Source organism: Arthrobacter silvisoli (assembly GCF_003369445.1).
Taxonomy (GTDB): domain Bacteria; phylum Actinomycetota; class Actinomycetes; order Actinomycetales; family Micrococcaceae; genus Arthrobacter; species Arthrobacter silvisoli.
Genome location: NZ_QRCU01000041.1, coordinates 23,984 through 42,134 on the forward strand (window position 1 = coordinate 23,984; position 18,151 = coordinate 42,134).

At 67.5% G+C, this 18,151-nt stretch carries 17 protein-coding genes, 1 tRNA gene and 1 riboswitch; of the genes, 8 read left to right on the forward strand and 10 right to left on the reverse strand.

All coding sequences use genetic code 11. From position 1 onward, the window contains the following. Window positions 1-94 precede the first annotated feature (94 nt). Window positions 95-889: a hypothetical protein gene (locus DWV11_RS12145; protein ID WP_115789188.1), complete on the reverse strand. Its 795-nt coding sequence runs from the start codon at window positions 887-889 to the stop codon at window positions 95-97. A gap of 202 nt (window positions 890-1,091) precedes the next feature. Here DWV11_RS12145 and DWV11_RS12150 point away from each other — a divergent pair. The 3 genes from DWV11_RS12150 to DWV11_RS12160 all read left to right on the forward strand — a co-directional run bounded on the left by DWV11_RS12150 (window position 1,092) and on the right by DWV11_RS12160 (window position 2,004). Beyond that, a tRNA-Arg gene (locus DWV11_RS12150) sits at window positions 1,092-1,164 on the forward strand. 1 nt (window position 1,165) lies between these two features. Beyond that, window positions 1,166-1,609 carry a DUF6314 family protein gene (locus DWV11_RS12155; protein ID WP_115789189.1) on the forward strand — a complete coding sequence of 148 codons (444 nt, stop codon included), beginning with the start codon at window positions 1,166-1,168 and terminating at the stop codon, window positions 1,607-1,609. Next, complete coding sequence (locus tag DWV11_RS12160; RefSeq protein WP_115789190.1) at window positions 1,606-2,004, forward strand: NUDIX hydrolase; 399 nt, start codon at window positions 1,606-1,608, stop codon at window positions 2,002-2,004. The genes DWV11_RS12155 and DWV11_RS12160 overlap by 4 nt, the downstream gene beginning before the upstream one ends. 74 nt (window positions 2,005-2,078) lie before the next feature. Here DWV11_RS12160 and DWV11_RS12165 read toward each other — a convergent pair whose 3' ends face one another. Then, window positions 2,079-3,992, reverse strand: a complete 1,914-nt coding sequence (locus DWV11_RS12165; RefSeq protein WP_115789191.1) for an ABC transporter ATP-binding protein — start codon at window positions 3,990-3,992, stop codon at window positions 2,079-2,081. Further along, window positions 3,989-5,653 (reverse strand): ABC-F family ATP-binding cassette domain-containing protein, encoded by a 1,665-nt coding sequence (locus tag DWV11_RS12170; RefSeq protein ID WP_115789192.1) that lies wholly within the window; start codon window positions 5,651-5,653, stop codon window positions 3,989-3,991. The genes DWV11_RS12165 and DWV11_RS12170 overlap by 4 nt, the downstream gene beginning before the upstream one ends. 180 nt (window positions 5,654-5,833) lie before the next feature. Between DWV11_RS12170 and DWV11_RS12175 the strand changes: the two genes are divergently transcribed. The 5 genes from DWV11_RS12175 (at window position 5,834) to DWV11_RS12195 (ending at window position 9,817) form a co-directional block, all read left to right on the forward strand. Further along, window positions 5,834-6,556 (forward strand): hypothetical protein, encoded by a 723-nt coding sequence (locus DWV11_RS12175; protein WP_115789193.1) that lies wholly within the window; start codon window positions 5,834-5,836, stop codon window positions 6,554-6,556. Further along, the gene (locus tag DWV11_RS12180; RefSeq protein ID WP_115789194.1) at window positions 6,553-7,254 is read left to right on the forward strand and encodes a hypothetical protein; all 702 of its coding nucleotides are present in this window, start codon (window positions 6,553-6,555) and stop codon (window positions 7,252-7,254) included. Before DWV11_RS12175 ends, DWV11_RS12180 begins: the two co-directional genes overlap by 4 nt. A gap of 267 nt (window positions 7,255-7,521) precedes the next feature. Then, a complete protein-coding gene (locus tag DWV11_RS12185) occupies window positions 7,522-8,334 on the forward strand; it encodes an amino acid ABC transporter substrate-binding protein (protein WP_115789268.1) in 813 nt (270 codons plus the stop codon). Window positions 8,335-8,349: 15 nt separating this feature from the next. Next, the gene (locus tag DWV11_RS12190) at window positions 8,350-9,015 is read left to right on the forward strand and encodes an amino acid ABC transporter permease (protein WP_115789195.1); all 666 of its coding nucleotides are present in this window, start codon (window positions 8,350-8,352) and stop codon (window positions 9,013-9,015) included. Next, a complete protein-coding gene (locus tag DWV11_RS12195; RefSeq protein ID WP_115789196.1) occupies window positions 9,002-9,817 on the forward strand; it encodes an amino acid ABC transporter ATP-binding protein in 816 nt (271 codons plus the stop codon). The genes DWV11_RS12190 and DWV11_RS12195 overlap by 14 nt, the downstream gene beginning before the upstream one ends. A 10-nt stretch (window positions 9,818-9,827) precedes the next feature. On the opposite strand, the gene DWV11_RS12200 is transcribed toward DWV11_RS12195, so the two are convergent. From DWV11_RS12200 to DWV11_RS12225, 7 genes are all read right to left on the reverse strand, one after another. Next, entirely contained in the window at window positions 9,828-12,848 is a 3,021-nt protein-coding gene (locus DWV11_RS12200) for an alpha-mannosidase (protein ID WP_115789197.1), read from the reverse strand. 185 nt (window positions 12,849-13,033) lie between these two features. Next, complete coding sequence (gene fdhD, locus DWV11_RS12205; RefSeq protein WP_115789198.1) at window positions 13,034-13,906, reverse strand: formate dehydrogenase accessory sulfurtransferase FdhD; 873 nt, start codon at window positions 13,904-13,906, stop codon at window positions 13,034-13,036. Between the two features lie 152 nt (window positions 13,907-14,058). Next, entirely contained in the window at window positions 14,059-15,387 is a 1,329-nt protein-coding gene (locus tag DWV11_RS12210) for a molybdopterin molybdotransferase MoeA (RefSeq protein ID WP_115789199.1), read from the reverse strand. Then, a complete protein-coding gene (locus tag DWV11_RS20140; RefSeq protein WP_168404685.1) occupies window positions 15,384-15,686 on the reverse strand; it encodes a DUF6457 domain-containing protein in 303 nt (100 codons plus the stop codon). Before DWV11_RS20140 ends, DWV11_RS12210 begins: the two co-directional genes overlap by 4 nt. Window positions 15,687-15,716: 30 nt before the next feature. Further along, complete coding sequence (mobA, locus tag DWV11_RS20145; RefSeq protein WP_168404687.1) at window positions 15,717-16,319, reverse strand: molybdenum cofactor guanylyltransferase; 603 nt, start codon at window positions 16,317-16,319, stop codon at window positions 15,717-15,719. Between the two features lie 62 nt (window positions 16,320-16,381). Further along, window positions 16,382-16,882 (reverse strand): HNH endonuclease, encoded by a 501-nt coding sequence (locus DWV11_RS12220; RefSeq protein ID WP_115789200.1) that lies wholly within the window; start codon window positions 16,880-16,882, stop codon window positions 16,382-16,384. A gap of 263 nt (window positions 16,883-17,145) precedes the next feature. Next, entirely contained in the window at window positions 17,146-17,922 is a 777-nt protein-coding gene (locus DWV11_RS12225) for an NlpC/P60 family protein (RefSeq protein WP_115789201.1), read from the reverse strand. 3 nt (window positions 17,923-17,925) lie between these two features. Then, window positions 17,926-18,097: riboswitch (cyclic di-AMP (ydaO/yuaA leader) on the reverse strand. Between the last annotated feature and the right edge of the window lie 54 nt (window positions 18,098-18,151).

Sequence of the window (18,151 nt, forward strand, 5' to 3'; positions counted from 1 at the left end):
GGATCCTGCCGTGGCGATGTTCTTCCTGCGGCGCCGACTCGCCATGTGTTTCGTCGGCGCCTTGCAGCGGTGGACCAATGATAAGTCACTCCTGTCACATCCGCTCCTTTCCGTCCCACGCCGGGGTGCGGTCCGCAGCCCGGGCCGCGGCCCGCCGGACCCGCCTCACGCGGCTGGCAATCAGCAGGCCGGCCACGGAGAATCCCACCGTCAGCGGATAGGCCATCAGCCGTTCCAACGTGCCGGGTTCGGGCAAGTCCATGCGGGTCACTGCACCGACCGTGAGTGCTGCGAGGCATACCGTCCCGCAGGCAATGAGGAACCAACTCAATCCGGTGTGCGGAAGCCACAGGAACCCCAGGAGGAGCAGGGCAAGGGCACTCCCGATGAAGTACATCAGCGCCCCCGCGAAGTGCCACGGCGAACCCAGGTCTTCGGGCACCAGTCCCACAATGACCGTTCCGGTGCCCGCTGCTCCTGTCAGCACACGAACACCCACCGCCCCGCTCCAACTCCGGCGGTATGCGGCACCCTGCTGGATGCGCACCCCCGGCCGGGCCGCGATGCACAGCATTGCCGAACCCAGCAGCAAGGCCCCCAGGAGCAGGCCTAGGCCCTGCACTACGAATGAGGCGTTCATGAGCAGGTGCAGCGGGGAGCAGACGTCCCGCCCGTCGTAGATTGCGCAGTTGATGGCGCCCAGGTCGCTGATGAAGCCGGTCCGGCGGTCGTAGGGTGCAGGCGCCGCCCATGCCTCGATCACCGCGGCTTCGGCGGCAAAGTACTGCACCACACTGAGCTGGGCCCAGGCACCGACAAGGGACCGGGTACTTCCGAGATCGGGCAGGAAGCTGCCCGGCACGGCCGGGGCGGACATCTGCTTTCCCATCACGGCCCAGCCTACGTCCCCACCGCCGCCCTCGTCTCGCTACGCTCGCCCAGGGAATCCTGGCGGCGTGGGCCCCACCGCTACGCTCGCCCAGGGAATCCTGGCGGCGCCTGTTGCGGAATTCGGACGCCCTGCCCGCAGCTTGTATGCTTAGATGCGTGTCCGGCGCCTGGCTAACTGGAGCAGGCCTCGAGCACCGCCCGCCCTCGTAGCTCAGTGGATAGAGCACGGCTCTCCTAAAGCCGGTGTCGTTGGTTCGATTCCAATCGAGGGCACTTGACTGACACCCAGCCCGTCCCGGACCTCCGTGCCTGGCTGGCCGGCGGCTGGACCGTGGAGCGCACCTTATGGGACCGCGGCAGCGGCACGCGCGGAACCTTCACCGGCGTCGCGCAGTACACTGAAACGCCCGACGGCGGCCTCCGCTACCGCGAAAACGGCGCCCTTGAATGGGGCAGCCACAGCGGCCCTGCCTCGCGCGAATACCTGCTGCGTCCCGCGGACACTCCCGATGCCATGGACATGTTCTTCCCCGACGGCCGGCCGTTCCACCGCTTCAGCTTCAGCGCGGACACGTCGCAGGCCCGGCACTGGTGCGACCCTGACGACTACGCCGTGAACTACCGCTGGCTCGGCCCCGATTCCTTCGCCTACAGCTGGGATGTGCACGGCCCGGCGAAGGACCTGTTGCTTGAATCCGTCCTGAGGAGGGAATCGTGAGGGATCTGATCGTGGTCAGTGCGGTCTGTGTCTACGACCGCGCCGGCCGCATGCTGACGGTCCGCAAACGCGGCACGGACAAGTTCATGCACCCCGGCGGCAAGCCTGAGCCTGGCGAAAGCGCTGCGGAGGCGGCGTCGCGGGAGCTCGCCGAAGAGGTGGGCATCCGGGTCGCCCCGGGCGAGCTCGTGCCACTGGGGATCTACCTGGCCACCGCCGCCAACGAGGCCGCCACGGACATCCAGGCAACGGTCTTCACCGCACCCGGCACCTGGGAGGCACACCCCTCGGCGGAAATCGCCGAGATCCGCTGGCTGGAGCTCGACGGCGAACTACCGGAAGACCTCGCCCCGCTGCTCACCGAGCATGTGCTCCCGGCGCTGGCCAAGCAGTAGCCCGCACCCCAACTAGCCCGCAGTTGCTGTCGTTTAGGGCGCTCAAAACGACCTCAACCGCCAGTCAGTTGGGCTTACAGCTCGGGAACGGCCTCCTGCGCCACCGCAGTCGCCTCCGCGAACTGGGTGTTGTACAACTCCGCGTAGCGGCCGTCGGCGGCGAGCAGTTCGGCGTGTGTTCCGCGTTCGATGATCCGGCCGTCCTCCACCACCAGGATGGCGTCCGCCGCGCGGATCGTGGACAGCCGGTGGGCAATCACGACGGCGGTCCGCCCCTGGAGTGCCTCGCCGAGGGCCGCCTGCACGGCGGCTTCGCTGGTGGAGTCAAGGGCCGCCGTCGCCTCGTCGAGGATGACCACGCGGGGCTGCGCGATCAGGAGCCGGGCAATGGTGAGCCGCTGCCGTTCGCCGCCGGAAAGCCGGTAACCGCGCTCCCCCACCACCGTGTCCAGGCCGTCCGGCAGGGACCGGACCATGGCCTCGAGGCGGGCACGGCGCAGCACATCCCACATCTCCTCTTCGGTGGCGCCGGGCCGGGCCAGGCGCAGGTTGGAGGCGATGCTTTCGTGGAACAGGTGCCCGTCCTGGGTGACCATGCCCAGCGTGTTGCGAAGGGAATCGAAAGTGGCGTCCCGGATGTCCAGGCCGGTGCCGGGGCCGTAGCCGCCCAGGCGGACCGCGCCGGAGTCGACGTCGTACAGGCGGGACAGCAGCTGCGCCACGGTGGACTTGCCCGCACCCGAGGACCCCACCAGCGCCACGGTCTGCCCGGCCTCGACCCGGAAGCTGATGCCGTGCAGCACCTCCTCGCCGCCGCGGGTGTCCAGGATCGCCACTTCCTCGAGGGAGGCCAGCGAGACCTTGTCCGCCGAGGGGTAGGCGAAGCGGACGTCATCGAACTCCACCGCAACGGGACCCTCGGGGATGGTGGCGGCACCGGGCTTTTCCTTGATCAGCGGCTCCAGGTCCAGGATCTCGAAGACCCGCTCGAAGCTGACCAGGGCGCTCATGATTTCCACCCGGGCGTTGGAGAGGGCGGTGAGCGGCGCGTAAAGCCGGGTGAGCAGCAGCGCCAGCACCACGACGTCGCCGGCAGCCAGTTGCTTCTGGAGCGCGAGCCAGCCGCCCAGCCCGTAGACCAGGGCGAGCGCGAGCGCCGAAACGAGCGTGAGTGCCGTGATGAAGGTGAACTGCAGCATCGCGGTGCGCACGCCGATGTCCCGGACCCTGCCTGCCCGCAGCGCGAACTCGGCGGATTCGTCCGCCGGACGGCCGAACAGCTTGACGAGAGTGGCGCCGGGGGCTGAAAAGCGCTCGGTCATCTGGGTACCCATGGCCGCGTTATGCGTCGCAGCCTCACGGCGGAGGTCGGCCAGCTTGGAACCCATCCGGCGGGCCGGAATGAGGAAAACGGGCAGCAGCACCATGGCCAGCACCGTTACCAGCCAGGAAGTGTTCAGCATGACCACCAGGGTCAGGGCGAGGGCCACCACGTTGCTGACCACCCCGGACAGCGTGCCGGCGAACGCGGACTGGGCCCCGATGACGTCGTTGTTGAGGCGGCTCACGAGCGCACCGGTGCGGGTGCGGGTAAAGAAGGCGATGGGCATCCGTTGGACGTGGTTGAACACGCGGGTGCGCAGGTCCACGATCACGCCTTCACCGATCATGGAGGACAGCCAGCGGGTCAGCAATCCCAGCCCGGCCTCGGCCACTGCCACAATGGCGATCAGCACGGCCAGCCAGATCACCTCACCGGCGTCGGAACCGGCGATGATCGTATCCACCACCCGACCGGCGAGCACCGGGGTGGCCACCGCCAGGATCGCCCCGCCGATCGAGGCCAGCACGAAGGCGATCAGCCGGGTGCGGTGGGGCCTGGCGAAGCCCAGCACGCGTTTGAGGGTCTCCTTGGAGAACGGCTGCGACCCGCTCTTGGCACGGGTGATGTTGTAGAGCGAGGTCCACGCCACGCGGTCCATGCTCATGGCTTTGCGCCTCCCGTTGCGTGGTGAAGTTCCGTAACCTGGCCGCTTTCGACGTGCCAGCGCACGTCCAGGCGGACGTTTTCGAGCAGGCGCCGGTCGTGGGTGACGAGCAACAGCGCGCCGTCATAGCTGTCCAGGGCCTGTTCGAGCTGCTCGATGGCCGGCAGGTCAAGGTGGTTCGTGGGCTCGTCCAGGACCAGCAGATTCACGCCGCGGGCCTGCAATAGCGCCAGGGCGGCACGGGTCCGCTCCCCCGGCGAAAGCGAGTCGACCGTCCGGGAGGTGTGGTCGGCCCTGAGACCGAACTTGGCCAGCAGCGTGCGCACCTCGGCGGTGGGCCAGTCGGACAGGACGGTCTCGACGGCGACCGCAAGGGTGAGGTGCCCGGCCAGCAGGCCGCGGGCCTGGTCGATTTCGCCGATGGCGACAGAGACTCCCAAGGAGGCTTCGCCGTCGTCGGGGTCCGTGATCCCGAGCAGGACACGCAAGAGGGTGGATTTCCCGGCGCCATTCGGTCCGGTGATGCCGATCCGCTCGCCGGCGTTCAGCTGCAGGTTGACCGGTCCCAGCGTGAAGGCGCCCTGGCGCACGACGGCGTCCCGCAGCGTGGCGACCACCGAACTGGACCGGGGCGCGGCACCAATGCTGAACTGCAGCTGCCATTCCTTCCGCGGCTCTTCGACTTCCTCGAGGCGGGCGATCCGGGATTCCATCTGGCGGACCTTCTGGGCCTGCTTCTCCGAGGATTCAGTACTGGCAGCGCGGCGGTTCTTGTCGTTGTCCGGGTTCTTCTTCATGGCGTTCCGGACGCCCTGCGAGCTCCATTCGCGCTGAGTGCGGGCGCGGGAAACCAAGTCGGCCTTGGTGCTGGCATATTCCTCGTAGCGTTCGCGGGCGTGCCTCTTGGCCACGGCACGTTCTTCGAGGAAGGAATCGTAGCCGCCGTCGTACACGGACACGGAGTTCTGGGCCAGGTCCAGTTCCACCACCCGGGTGACGCAGCGGGCCAGGAACTCGCGGTCGTGGGACACAAGGACCACCCCACCGCGCAGGCCCTGGACGAACTTCTCCAGCCGGTCCAAGCCCTCGAGGTCGAGATCGTTGGTGGGTTCGTCGAGGAGGACCACATCGAAGCGGCTCAGCAGCAGGGCCGCGAGCGCCACGCGCGCGGCCTGGCCGCCGGAGAGCCCGGTCATGAGGGCGTCGTGTCCCGTCTCCAGGCCGAGTTCGGCCAGGACAGGGGGAATGCGTTCCTCGAGGTCCGCAGCGCCGGAGGCCATCCAACGGTCGAAGGCCACAGAGTAGGCGTCGTCCGCTCCGGGCGCGCCGCTGCCGAGGGCTTCCGCGGCGGCCTCCATTTCCTCGGTGGCCTCGGCGCACCCGGTGCGGCGGGCGATGTAGGCTGCCACGGTTTCGCCGGGCGTCCGTTCGTGTTCCTGCGGCAGCCAGCCGACGAAGGCGTCGGCCGGGGCTAGGCTGACCGTGCCTTCCTGGGGGCGGTCCGCGCCAGCCAGGATGCGAAGCAGCGTGGACTTGCCGGCACCGTTGGCGCCGACGACGCCCACCACGTCTCCCGGGGCCACTGTCAGGGAGAGTTTGGAGAACAAGGTGCGGTGACCGTGGCCGCCGGAAAGATCCTTGGCGACAAGTGTTGCAGTCATTGTCCAATCCTCTCACCGTGCCGGCCGGCAGCAGGCCGCTTCCCGCCGGAACGCTTCCGGACATGGAAAAACCCGCTGGTCCGGACTTGGGGGGTGTTCGGACCAGCGGGTTCGGAAATCAAGCATAATTCAATAGGTCCACTACGTAAAATCAGCCCGTTCGACATTCGAAAGCCGAGCATGTCCCTCCCTTCCAAAGCTTTCCAGCGCTGGCTGCATGGAGTTGCCCCGGGCGTCAGCACGTCCGATGTCTGCAGGGCCTCCGGCGTGAAACGGACCACCTTGGCCCAGCAGATGGTCCGCGGAAAGGTGGCGGAATCATCGCTGGTGCTGATCAGCCGGGCCTTGGAGCTCAATCCAGTGTCCGCCCTCGCGTCCTTCGATTCCTACGCCGACCTGCGCGGCACCCCCGTGGCTCCCACGGATGCCGAGCTCATCAGCCAGATCGCGTCCATGGACCTGCTCCGCGCCGTCATCGCCCGGAATGACCCCGGGGCACCCCAGCTCTTTGAACTGGCTGCTGTCCCGCATGAAACGTCCGTGCGCAACTGGGTGGAGGCGATCGACGACGGCGAACTGCGGCACCGGGTCAGCCACGCCACCGGGATCGCCCCGCAGAACTTCTCCGCCCATCTGACGGCGAACCGGATGCCCCCGGAACTGGCCATCGCCACGGCGCGGGAGGCCGGCGTCGGGCCTGCGGGCGGACTGATCGCCAGCGGGCTGGTCAGCGAAGAGGAAGCCGGGTGGCCGATCGGGGCCAGGCGGGCGGCCCTCGACCGGCTGGGCACCGCGGACCTGGTTTCCCTCGCCGGGGACCGGCTGCAGGCGCTGGGCAAGTCCCTGCACCGCCAGGAACACGAACGAGACCGCACCGAACGAATCTGGGAGAACCTGGGATGACCGCCGTCCTGCCCTGGCTGACACTCTTTGTCTGCGTTGCGATGACGGCAGTGCGGGTGCCCAGCGCGATCAGGGGCCAGAACCGGACCATGTTCTTCCTCTTCGCCCTGCTTTCCGTGGACATCCTGCTGAGCATCCGTGAGCCCTACCTTGCCGTCGACGCGGTGCTTGGCGGCATCAACTTGGCCAACCTGCTGCTCCGTTTCCTGCTCTACGGCACGTTCCTGCTGCTCGGGGTCAGGACCGCCGCCGCCTTCGGTTCCCCGGCCGGGATGCGCGCGATCCGCGGACCGCTTGGCATAGCCGTGCTGGCGGTGGTCACGGTGCTGACCGCCTGGATCTTCTTCTCCATGGATACGAGGGGGTCGACCACCGGATTGTCCGGCCTTTCCCAGACCCCTGCCCTGGAAAGCTACGCGGCCCTGGGCCGGCTCTACCCCGGCTACGTTGCCGCCTGCCTGCTTCCCGGCATCTGGCAGGCTGTCCGCGGTTCGGGGCCGGCCTTGTTGCGCCTCGCCTCGGGCACCTTGTTCCTGGGCTTCTGCCTGTTGCTCCTGTCACAGGGGTTTCCGCTGGTTCCGGAATCGGCGGCTTGGCTGCGTCCTGCGATCAATTACTCGGCAGCGCTGGCCAGCGCCTTGGGCCTGGGCGGGATCTGGCTCTCGAAATCCCTTGCCCGGCGCAGGTCCCATGGCTAACGTTTGGTGAAGAAAATCCAGAACATACCGCGTAACCTCTTTCACAAACCCATTAGAACGTGCCACAATAATGATTGTGTGAATGAGACGCAGCCTGGCCCTTGAATCATGAACGGGTTTCGAGAAGCCGTGGCGCGGACAGGATCACCATTGGGGGGATGAGTGGTGGCGGGCTGTTGGGGACCGCCCCCACTCAGCCTTTTTAACGGCAGTTGCGGAGGGCAAGCCACGCCGGGTCCGGCAGGAACGCATGGCAAGATGGCATTCATGACAAGCCTGCTCACCCGTCGCACAGCAATTTCCGCAGCATTCGCCGCCGCCGCCCTCACCCTGGCTGCCTGTGGCGGAAGCCCCGCACCGGCCTCCGGCTCCGACACCTCCCTTTCCGACATCAAGTCCAAGGGCGAGATCGTGATCGCCACGGAAGGCACCTACCGGCCTTTCAGCTTCCATGAGGAAGGCTCGGGCAAGCTCACCGGCTTCGACGTCGAAATTGCCGAGGCCGTGGCGGCGAAGCTGGGCGTCAAGGCAAGCTTCCAGGAAACCCAGTTCGACGGCATCTTCGCCGGCCTGGACGCCAAGCGCTTCGACACGATCGCCAACCAGATCTCCATCAACGACGAGCGCAAGGCCAAGTACACCTTCTCCGCCCCGTACACCGTGTCCACCGGCGTCGTGGTGACCAAGGCCGACAACTCCAGCATCCACAGCTTCAGCGACCTCAAAGGCAAGACCACCGCGCAGTCGCTCACCAGCAACTTCTACAAGCTCGCCGTGGAAGCCGGGGCCAACGTGCAGTCGGTCGAGGGCTGGGCCCAGGCCGCCACGCTGGTCCGGCAGGGCCGCGTGGACGCCACTGTCAACGACAAGCTGACCTACCTCGACTACGCCAAGAGCACTCCCGATTCCGGGCTGAAGGTCGCCGCCGAATCCACGGAGAAGACCGAAAGCGCCTTCGTCTTCCGCAAGGGATCCACGGAACTGACCGCCGCCGTCGACAAGGCGCTGGCCGATCTGCGCGCTGACGGAACCCTGGCGAAGATCTCGCAGAAGTATTTCGGCGCGGATGTCACCAAGTAGCCGGCAGGCCCGCGGATGACTTTCAACTGGGACCTCGTCTGGAGTTCCTTCGGCCCGATCATCGGCGGCGCCCTCACCGGCACCATCCCGCTGACCCTGGCGTCCTTCGCCTTCGGCCTGCTCCTGGCCCTGCTGGTGGCGCTGCTTCGTTTGAGCCCCAACAGGGTGCTCTCCGGAATCGCCCGCTTCTATGTCTCGGTCATCCGGGGCACTCCCCTGCTGGTGCAGTTGTTCGTGATTTTCTATGGCCTGCCCAGCCTGGGGGTGAAGCTTGAGCCTTGGCCCAGCGCCATCATCGCGTTCTCGCTCAATGTGGGCGGCTATGCGGCCGAGATCATCCGGGCGGCCATCCTCTCGGTGCCCAAGGGGCAGTGGGAGGCAGGGCACACCATCGGTATGTCCGGCACGCAGACGCTGGTACGGATCATCCTGCCGCAGGCTGCCCGGGTCTCGGTGCCGCCGCTGTCCAACACTTTCATCTCCTTGGTGAAGGACACCTCGCTGGCCTCCCTCATCCTCGTGACCGAACTCTTCCGCAACGCCCAGCAGATCGCCGCGTTCAGCCAGGAGTTCATGGTGCTGTACCTCGAGGCAGCCCTGGTCTACTGGGTAGTGTGTCTGGCCCTGTCCACGGCACAGTCGGCCCTGGAACGCAGATTGGACCGCTATGTCGCCCACTGATCCCGTTGACGCTTCGCTGGTGCTCTCCGCCCGCGGGCTCACCAAATCCTTCGGCAGCAACACTGTGCTGCGCGGCATCGACCTCGACGTCCGCCGCGGCAAGGTGGTGGCTCTGATCGGGCCCTCCGGTTCCGGCAAGACCACCGTGCTGCGCTCACTCAACGGCCTTGAAGTGCCCGACGGCGGCACGGTCACCTTTGGTGTGGCCGCCGACGGCGGGGGCTCCGGCGGGGCCGGGAGGCCCCTCGCGTTGGACTTCGGTTCCCCGGTGGGCAAGCGGGAGATCGCGGCGCTGCGGGACCGCAGCGCCATGGTCTTCCAGCACTACAATCTGTTCCCGCACATGACGGTGTTGAAGAACGTCACCGAAGGCCCGGTCCAGGTGCAGAAGCGTCCCAAGGCCGAGGCCGAAGCCGAGGCGCTGCGCCTGCTGGCCCGGGTGGGATTGGCGGAGAAGCGGGATGCATACCCCTTCCAGCTCTCAGGCGGCCAGCAGCAACGCGTGGGCATTGTGCGCGCTCTGGCCTTGAAGCCGCAGCTCCTGCTCTTCGACGAACCCACCTCGGCCCTCGACCCGGAGCTGGTGGGCGAAGTCCTGGCGGTCATCAAGGAACTGGCCGAAGAAGGCTGGACCATGGTGATCGTCACTCACGAGCTCGGCTTCGCCCGGCACGTGGCGGACGAGGTTGTCTTCATGGACGGCGGCGTCGTGGTGGAACGCGGACCCGCTGCCGAGGTGCTGGGCGCCCCGAGGCAGGAACGCACCAAGCAGTTCGTCAAACGCATCCAGCACGAGGTCTGAGCCGGGACGCTCAGCGGCCGAAACGCAGGGTGACCAGCTGGAAGGGCCGGAGCGTGAGTGCGGCGTCATCCTTGCCGGCCACCACGCCGGGCGCGTCCACGGGCCGCTCCAGGAGGTCCACCGTGTGCACCGAGCGGGCCTCGAAATTGGCCGTGACCACGCCGTGGGATCGTTCGCCGAGGGATTCGTACAGACGCACGATCACGTCCCCGGATCCGTCTTCGGCCAGCTTCACGGCCTCCACCATGATCGCCTGTCCGGACACCCTGACCAGCGGCTCCGCCGCCTTCGCCCCGGCCACGATGCGCGGCGCGAGGTTGCGGCGGTAGCCTTCCTCGACGGCGTCAGCGATCGCGGCGCCCGGACGCACGCTCAGTTCCAGCACATGCCGGCCGCGGTCGGCCTGCGGGTCCGGGAACTTTGGCGCCCGGAGCAGCGAGACCCGCACGTTGGTGGTGGTGCCGCCGTCGTCCCGGATGGCCCGGGTGACGTCGTGCCCGTAACTTGAGCCGTTGGCGACGGCCACGCCGTAGCCGGGCTCGCCCACGTGGATCCAGCGGTGGGCGCAGATTTCGAATTTCGCCGCTTCCCAGGATGTGTTGTTGTGGGTGGGCCGGAAGATGTGCCCGAACTGGGTCTCCGAGGCCGAACGGTCTGCCCGGACGTCGAAGGGGAAGGAAACCTTCAGCAGCTTCTCGCGCTCCTGCCAGTCCACGGCGGTGGAAATGTCCAGCGACGGCGCGCCCGCCGCCAGGGTGATGCGCTGCGTGATGGTGGAGGAACCCACCTCGCGTTCCACAACGACGACGGCGTCCCCGCCCTCGCGTTCGAGCCGCAGCGAGCGCGCTTCAGCCAAGGAGCGGACGTTGTGGCGGTAGAACTCGTCGATGTCCCAGGCGTCCCATTCGTTGGGGGTGTCCCGGAACAATTCCAGGTGGTTGCCGGCCTGCCCGGGTGCGATGGCCTCGCGTCCGCTGGCATGGTCGGACAGGGAAACCAGCAGTCCGTTGGCGTCCAGCACGGCGCGGATGACGCCGTTGTCCAGCACGTAGCCGCCGTCCTGCTCCGCGGCCTCCACCGCCTGCGCGATATGAGTGGCTTCGGCCGCGGCCAAGGCGGGGACGCCCCGGCGGCTGTGCGGCGCGGCGTTGAGCAGGAATGGCGTATCCCCTTCGCCGAGCAAGGCCGTGGCGGCTCCGGCGATGATCTCCTCAAGTTCACGGGCGATCGCCGCGTAGTTGCGTTCGGCGTCCTGGTGGACCCAGGCGATCGAACTGCCGGGCAGGATGTCGTGGAACTGCTGCAGCAGCACGAGCCGCCACAGCTTCTTGAGCTCCGCCGCGGGGTACCGGTATCCGCTCCGCACGGCCGCCGTCGCGCACCACAGCTCGGCTTCCCGCAGGAGGTGCTCTGAGCGGCGGTTGCCCTGCTTGGTATTGGCCTGGCTGGTGTAGGTTCCGCGGTGCAGTTCGAGGTACAACTCCCCCACCCACACGGGCAGCTCCGGGTATTCGGCCTCTGCCCGCTCGAAGAAGTCCCGTGCGGTGCCCAACCGGACCTTCGGCGAGCCCTCGAGGTTGGCCGTGCGGTGCGCGGCGGCCACCATTTCGCGGGTGGGTCCGCCGCCGCCGTCGCCGTAGCCGAAGGGCACCAGGGAAATGCTGCCGCGGCCGTGCTCACGGTAGTTGCGTTCGGCGTGGGCGAGTTCGCGGCCGTGGAGCTCGGAATTGTAGCTGTCCACCGGCGGGAAGTGGGTGAACAGCCGGGTACCGTCGATGCCTTCCCAGTTGAAGGTGTGGTGCGGCATCCGGTTGACCTGGTTCCAGGAGATTTTCTGGGTCAGGAACCAGCGCGAACCGGCCGACTTGACGATCTGCGGCAGGGCCCCGGAATAACCGAAGGAATCGGGCAGCCAGGCCTCCTGGCAGTCGACGCCGAACTCTTCCAGGAAGAAGCTCTTGCCTTCGAGGAACTGACGGGCCATGGCTTCGCCGCCGGGCAGGTTTGTGTCCGATTCCACCCACATGCCGCCCACCGGCATGAACTGGCCGGCCTTGACCTTTTCCCGGATCCGCACGAAGAGCTCGGGGTAGAACTCCTTGATCCAGGCCAGTTGCTGCGCGGAAGAGCAGGAGAACACGAAGTCGGGGTTATCGTCCATGAGCGCCACGACATTGGAGAAGGTGCGCGCGCATTTGCGGATGGTCTCCCGGACCGGCCACAGCCAGGCGGAGTCGATGTGCGCGTGGCCGGTGGCGAGCAGCTCATGTGCGGAAGCGTAAGCGGGGCTGGCCAGGACCCCGGCCAGTGCGGCGCGCCCGGCCGCGGCGGTTCCGGCGATGTCGTCCGGATCCATGATGTCCAGCATGCGTTCGAAGGCACGCAGGATCGCGTGGCGGCGCGGCAGCTCCGTGGGCAGCTCGTGCATGAGCCCGCTGAGGGTCCAGATGTCCTGGCTGAGCTCCCAGACCGTTTCGTTGAGTTCGGCAATGGCAATCCGGCCCAGCCGGTAGCGCGGTTCCTCTCCCGCCGTAGCCTTGTCCCCCAGGGGCGTGGCGGCGAAGGTCCAGCCCTGGCTTAGGTCCGGATTCGCTGCGGCCTCCACATAGAAGTCCACGGACATGCCACCGCCCAGCATTTTCAGGGGCACATGCTGATTGCGCGGCGAAATGGCCTTGATGATGGTGCCGTCCGGGCGCCAGGCGATGCCTTCGCATTGGAAACCTGGAGCGTCATTGCTGAAGCCGAGGTCGACGACGACCTCAACGGTGGTGCCTTCCGCTGCACCCCAGCCGTCCGGGACTTCACCCTGCAGCCGGATCCATTTGGTGCTCCACGCCCGCCCCCAGGCGGAACCGTGGTCAAGGGGCGTGTAGTCCTGGTGGATGGCTTCGGTAACGGGTACGGGCTCGTCCGGGACGTCCCAGCTGCTCAGGGTCAAGGGTACGGTGCGGCCATGGATCGCGGGCGCTATCCGCTCGCGGACAAAACGGTCCAGGCGCTTCTCGGTCAGTCGCCGGTCGTCGTGCAATTCAGATCCCCCTAGCGCCCCGCCGTCTCTTTCCTGGCTGGGCCGTGAGCCTTAATGGGAAGCAGGCTTGTCATAGTGTGGACAGTCCTGCCCCTCCGGGATGGCGCTTCCATTCGATGGATAAAAATCTACGTCGTTGAAGGCCAATCGCCAAGTGATTGCCGGCTCTCTCTGCGCGCGGGTCTTCAGGCAGGAGACGTGACACCGCTCAGCAGCCGCTCGCTGCCTGCGTACACGTTCAGGCTGGTGCGGCGACTGAAGCCCACCAGCGTCACGCCGGTTTCCTCCGCGAGCTCCACGGCCAGGCTGGACGGGGCGCTGACCGCTGCAAGGACCGGGATTCCGGCGAGGGCGGCCTTCTGCACCAGTTCGAAGGAGGCGCGTCCCGAAACCTGCAGCACGGTGCCGGACAAAGGAAGTTTGCCTTCGCGCAGTGCCCAGCCCACCACCTTGTCGACAGCGTTGTGCCGGCCCACGTCCTCGCGCAGGCACAGCAGCTCCGAGGACCCGTCCTCGTGGATCCGGAACAGCCCGGCCGCGTGGACGCCGCCGGTCTTGTCGAACACGGCTTGGGCTTCGCGGAGCCGGTCGGGCAGGGCGGCAACGGCCTCGACCGGCAGCCGCAGGCCGTCGCCGGCGGTGTCGTGGCGCAGGGTCTTGCGGACGGCCTCGATCGAATCGGTACCGCAGATCCCGCAGGAACTCGAGGTGTAGACCTTGCGGCCGGTGTCCGGCAGGACGACGTCGGGCCGCAGCTGGGCCTCCACCACATTGAACGTCTGGACGCCGTTCTCGTCTTCGCCGGCGCAGAACCGCAGTGAAACCAGCTGCGCAGGTTCCCAGATCACGCCTTCGGACACCAGGAAGCCGGCGACGAGGTCGAAGTCGTCACCGGGCGTGCGCATCGTGACGGAAAAGGACATCCGGCCGAGGCGGATTTCGAGGGGTTCCTCGACTGCGAGGACGTCCTCGCGGTACCGGACCGGATGCTCGGTGGCCTGCACGGAGCCGTCCAACACGAATTTGTGCACCTTGCGGCGCTGGGTCACGCGTCCCATTCAGCTGCCCTCCGGGGTTGAAACATGGTTGACGATGCCGTCACGTTGTCCTGCTGGGGACCTGCGGTTCATAGCTCCATCATGGCAAGCACGCAGGTGTGATGCCACCCGGTGCCCGTCATCCGGGCAGCCGCCGGATCCGGCCGGCCGGGTCAGGTGTCCAGTGCGCTCCAGTCCACGGGCCCCGAGGGAGCCTTCCGCGCCGGCCTTGCGGCCTTCCGGGGCTTCTCATCCTGGGCCTTCGGTGCGGGAAGAGGCGGTCCCCACGGCAGGGCGAACGCCGGGACCGGGGCCCCGAGCTGCACACCGTGCGGCGGAACAACCATCACGCCGTCCGCGCCTGCGAGGCCGCGCATCATGCCGGCGCCGGCATGCTGGGCCGGGGAGGCCAGGCCGTAGACAAACTTAAAGGGGATCAGCCGGGTGCGGCCCGGTTGGGCGTCAAGCGTGGCCCCGGACGGGACCTCGCCCACCTCGCCCAGGGTTCCGTGGCCCAGTGCTGCCAGCAGCGGCGCCCCGACGGTGAACAGCACCATCATGGCGGCGAGCGGGTTGCCCGGCAGGCCCAGCACGAAACGGCCGTCCGGCAGTTCAGCCAGCACGGCCGGGTGTCCCGGGCGCATGGCGATGCCGTCGATCAGCAGCCTCCCGCCCAGTTCCGCGACGGCCTTGCGCAGGTGATCCGTGCCTGAACGGCCGGTTCCGCCGGTGGTGATAACGACGTCGGCGGGGGCAGTCTCGGGGGACGGCTCGGCTTCCTGGAGGGCGTCGAGCCATTCCTCATAGGAGTCGCCTGCCCTCGCCTGGCCGCCGCGGATGCCGCCCAGCAGTTCGACGACGGCGCCCAGTTGGGGGCCGAAGGTGTCCCGGACCTGGCCAGGGACGGGCACCCCTTCGGTGACGACTTCGGAGCCGGTGTACAGGAACTTGACCAGGGGCTTGCCCAGGACTGTGAGTTCGTCGCGGCCGGCCAGCGCGGCCACGGCGAGGTGCGCCGGATTGAGGACGGTTCCGGCCTTGATGAGGATCTCTCCCTCCGCAGCTTCTTCGCCGGCACGGCGGATGTGCTGCCCGTTGCGAGGCTCCCCCGGCTTGGCGCCTCCGCCGAGCGCCAGGACCGGCAGGCCGTCGTCGTCGGTGGTGATCACGCCGCTTTCGCTGCGCAGAACTGCCTTGGCTCCGGGCGGGATCAGCCCGCCGGTGACAATAGGGCTTGCCTGATGGGGAGCGAGGCGGTGGCCGGGTTCGGCAAGGATCCAGGGGCCGCTTCCGTTGACGGCCCAGCCGTCCATCGCCGAGGAGGCGTAGTGCGGCAGGTCCTGCAAGGCGAGGACATCCTCGGCGAGGGTGCGGCCCAGCGCTTCAGCCAGGGGGACGGGCCCGGCGGGGATGGGGCTTGCGCAGTCGAAAGCGAGGTGCCGTGCTTCGTCCCAGAGGTGGTCCAGGTGGCCGTGGTCGTGTGCGGCCTCGGCATCGGTCATCCGGCGTCGGTCTCCCCAGTGCCTGGTTCGACGGCCGAATAATCCTTGGAGAGTTTGCGGGCCAGAGCCATCGCGGCGTCCATCGACGTCTTCTGGTCTGCTTGGCCGGAACCTGCGGCAACGCCCGCGGCAAAGCCCGCCACGAAGGTGGTCAGCGGGGCAGCGGGGCGCACCACCGAATGCGCGGCGACACCGGCAAGGGACAGCACGGCGTCGATGTCCACTTGGGTGTCTTCGAGCTCAAAGGCCTGAAGCAAGGTCCTGCACCATTCTTCGAGGGTTTCTTCCTGGCTCTTCACGACTCGCCTCCACGTCCGATGCAACTGGTGTCACGACGGGTTGCCGTGCACGCCAAGCGCAGCGGCGTCGTCCCAGGTGTCCACGTCGTCGGCGGCGTGTTCGGGAACCGCGGCGGTCAGCAAATCAAGACTAGCAAGCAGTCCGAACACCGGGGCGTTCGTTAAGGTGCCTTCCGCGGCCCGCGCCGCCGTGACCCTGCGCAGGGCGTCCGTGGCATAGACGGCCAGGAGCGGCTGCTTCCTGCCGTCGGCGGAAAGTCCCAGCACGCCGTCGGTCCCAGGATGGCCTTGGACTGCGTCCAGCAGCGGCCCCACCGCGGTCGCGGCGTGCGGCATGTCGCACGCCAGGACCAGGACCCAGGGCGCCCGGGGCTTCCCGCTCCGGCCCAACTCCGCCAGCCCGGCAGCAATGGCCGCGGCGGGTCCCGCGAAGGGCGGGTCTTCCCGGACCGTCAGCACCCCGGGCGGCAGCTTATCCGGACGGGGGCCGACGACGACGAGCGAACCGGCGCCGTGCGCTGCGGCCAGAGCCCGCTCAAGGAGCGTGGCGCCATCGTAAACCAGCCCGGACTTGGGCACGCCGCCAAGGCGGGAGGACCTTCCACCCGCGAGGATCACCGCATCGAACTCCATCCGCCCAGCCTACCCGGGCATGCCGAAGGCCGGCCGCTCGCGGCCGCCGGCGACGGCTGGCGTCAGGCCGCCGATTCAGGCAACAGGAAGGGATCCCATGCAGGTGCAGGTTTCTCAAGCTCCTTGATCTGCCAGATGGTCCCGGTGGGGGCCGCCGGAGTGAAACGCAGCTTCCAACCCATCTCGGCCGGCGTGTGGTCACTCTTGGCGTTGTTGCAGCGCAGGCACGCCGCCACCAGGTTTTCCCAGGAATCCGCGCCGCCCCTGGATTTGGGGTGGACGTGGTCAATGGTGTGGGCTGTCTTGCCGCAATAGGCGCAACGGTGTCCGTCGCGGCGCAAAACGCCACGGCGGGTGACCGCGGTGATCCTGTTGTAGCGCGGCCGGATGTAGCGGTTGAGGAGGATCACGGACGGACGTCCGAGAATCTCCCGTGGCCCGACGACAGGCTCGTCGCCTTCGGCCACTACGCTCGCTTTTCCGGTGAGCACAAGGACCAGCGCCCGGCGGAAGGTGACTACCGCCAGCGGTTCATATCCAGCATTAAGAACGAGTGTGCGCATGCACGTACCTCTTCACGGCCGCACCCGTCAGGGGCGCGAGGGCCGGCTGCCCTCTGCATGTACGGGCTGTGGATCGACACCTCAAGAGTAAACATGCAAGGGCCCGAACAACGAATCCGCACTATCAAACCCGGTGCATGTCGTCAAAATTTCATGCGCCAGCCATGTAGGTAACGGTCTCCCCCGCGACGGGGAGACCGTATTAAAAGGCGAAGGCCCCGCTGGTCAGTGACCTGCAGGGCCTTCGCACGAAGGATCTGGAATCAGCCGCCGACGCGGATGAAAACCGGGCCGGAGCCCACGTTGGCACTGTAGAGTGCGGTGGTTCCACCGTTCCAGCCGCCGTGCACGGCCATCCCGTTACCAACGTAAACGGCGATGTGAGCCATGCCCATGCCACCGTTCTGGTAGTAGATCAGGTCGCCCGGCTGAGCCTCGGCGGCGCTGACGGTGCGGCCGAGGGACAGGTAGTCTGCCGGCCAGCCGTGGAAGTTGATGCCGACGGCGGCCAAGGAGTTGCTGGCGAGGGCGGTGCAGTCCTGAGCAACGCCGAGCTGGGCGTACGCGGCTGCAGCGATCGCCGCACCCTTGCCGCTGGTGACCTTGGCGGCCGGGGCGCCAGCGGCGGTGGTAACGGAAACCTGGGCAACCGGGGTGTTGGCGTCGGTGGCCTGGGAAGCCTGTGCCGGGGCTTCGGCTTCCTGGACAGCCACGGGGGCTTCCTCGGCTACCGGAGCGGCAACTGTCTTGACGGCGGGGCGCTCAAACTTGATGGCGACGCTGGAGCCGGCGGAAATGCTTGCCTGAGCGACGGACTGGACTTCCAGGGTGGAAGCCGCGCTGGATTCGCGGGCAACGTTGGTTTCAGCAGCGTTGGCGGCGACACCGCTGGTCAGCACCAGGCCGGATGCGGCGGCGATAACGACTGCCTGGCGGCCCATGCCACCGGCGTTGCTGCCAACGGTCTTGGCGATGACGGCAAGCGGTGCAGTCTTGGGGGCTGCGGCGCGGTGGCGCGCAGGAATAGTGCGTGAAGACACGTAGAAGCCTCTCCCTATGCCCGCGAGGTAAGCTGTCGGATTCGGATGGGAGTCATCCGGCCGCAGGGCAGTTCCGTAGTGGAAAAGATCTGCGACTTAACCCCAAGGCCACCGTTGGTGATGACCGGAAGTGGGTCCCCCGCCTCTGCCAGACGATGTTTTGCGAACGGATCCTTGAGCAGTGGCAGAGCTAGGCAATCCACTCAAGTGCATCAACTCTCTAGAAGTT

Bases quoted from the DNA above. Each gene is read 5' to 3' on its own strand.
- DWV11_RS12145 (WP_115789188.1), bottom strand. From the start codon at position 889: ATGGGAAAGCAGATGTCCGCCCCGGCCGTGCCGGGCAGCTTCCTGCCC.
- DWV11_RS12165 (WP_115789191.1), bottom strand. From the start codon at position 3,992: ATGAGCATGGACCGCGTGGCGTGGACCTCGCTCTACAACATCACCCGT.
- DWV11_RS12170 (WP_115789192.1), bottom strand. From the start codon at position 5,653: ATGACTGCAACACTTGTCGCCAAGGATCTTTCCGGCGGCCACGGTCAC.
- DWV11_RS12175 (WP_115789193.1), top strand. From the start codon at position 5,834: ATGTCCCTCCCTTCCAAAGCTTTCCAGCGCTGGCTGCATGGAGTTGCC.
- DWV11_RS12180 (WP_115789194.1), top strand. From the start codon at position 6,553: ATGACCGCCGTCCTGCCCTGGCTGACACTCTTTGTCTGCGTTGCGATG.
- DWV11_RS12185 (WP_115789268.1), top strand. From the start codon at position 7,522: ATGACAAGCCTGCTCACCCGTCGCACAGCAATTTCCGCAGCATTCGCC.
- DWV11_RS12190 (WP_115789195.1), top strand. From the start codon at position 8,350: ATGACTTTCAACTGGGACCTCGTCTGGAGTTCCTTCGGCCCGATCATC.
- DWV11_RS12195 (WP_115789196.1), top strand. From the start codon at position 9,002: ATGTCGCCCACTGATCCCGTTGACGCTTCGCTGGTGCTCTCCGCCCGC.
- fdhD (WP_115789198.1), bottom strand. From the start codon at position 13,906: ATGGGACGCGTGACCCAGCGCCGCAAGGTGCACAAATTCGTGTTGGAC.
- DWV11_RS12210 (WP_115789199.1), bottom strand. From the start codon at position 15,387: ATGACCGATGCCGAGGCCGCACACGACCACGGCCACCTGGACCACCTC.
- mobA (WP_168404687.1), bottom strand. From the start codon at position 16,319: ATGGAGTTCGATGCGGTGATCCTCGCGGGTGGAAGGTCCTCCCGCCTT.
- DWV11_RS12220 (WP_115789200.1), bottom strand. From the start codon at position 16,882: ATGCGCACACTCGTTCTTAATGCTGGATATGAACCGCTGGCGGTAGTC.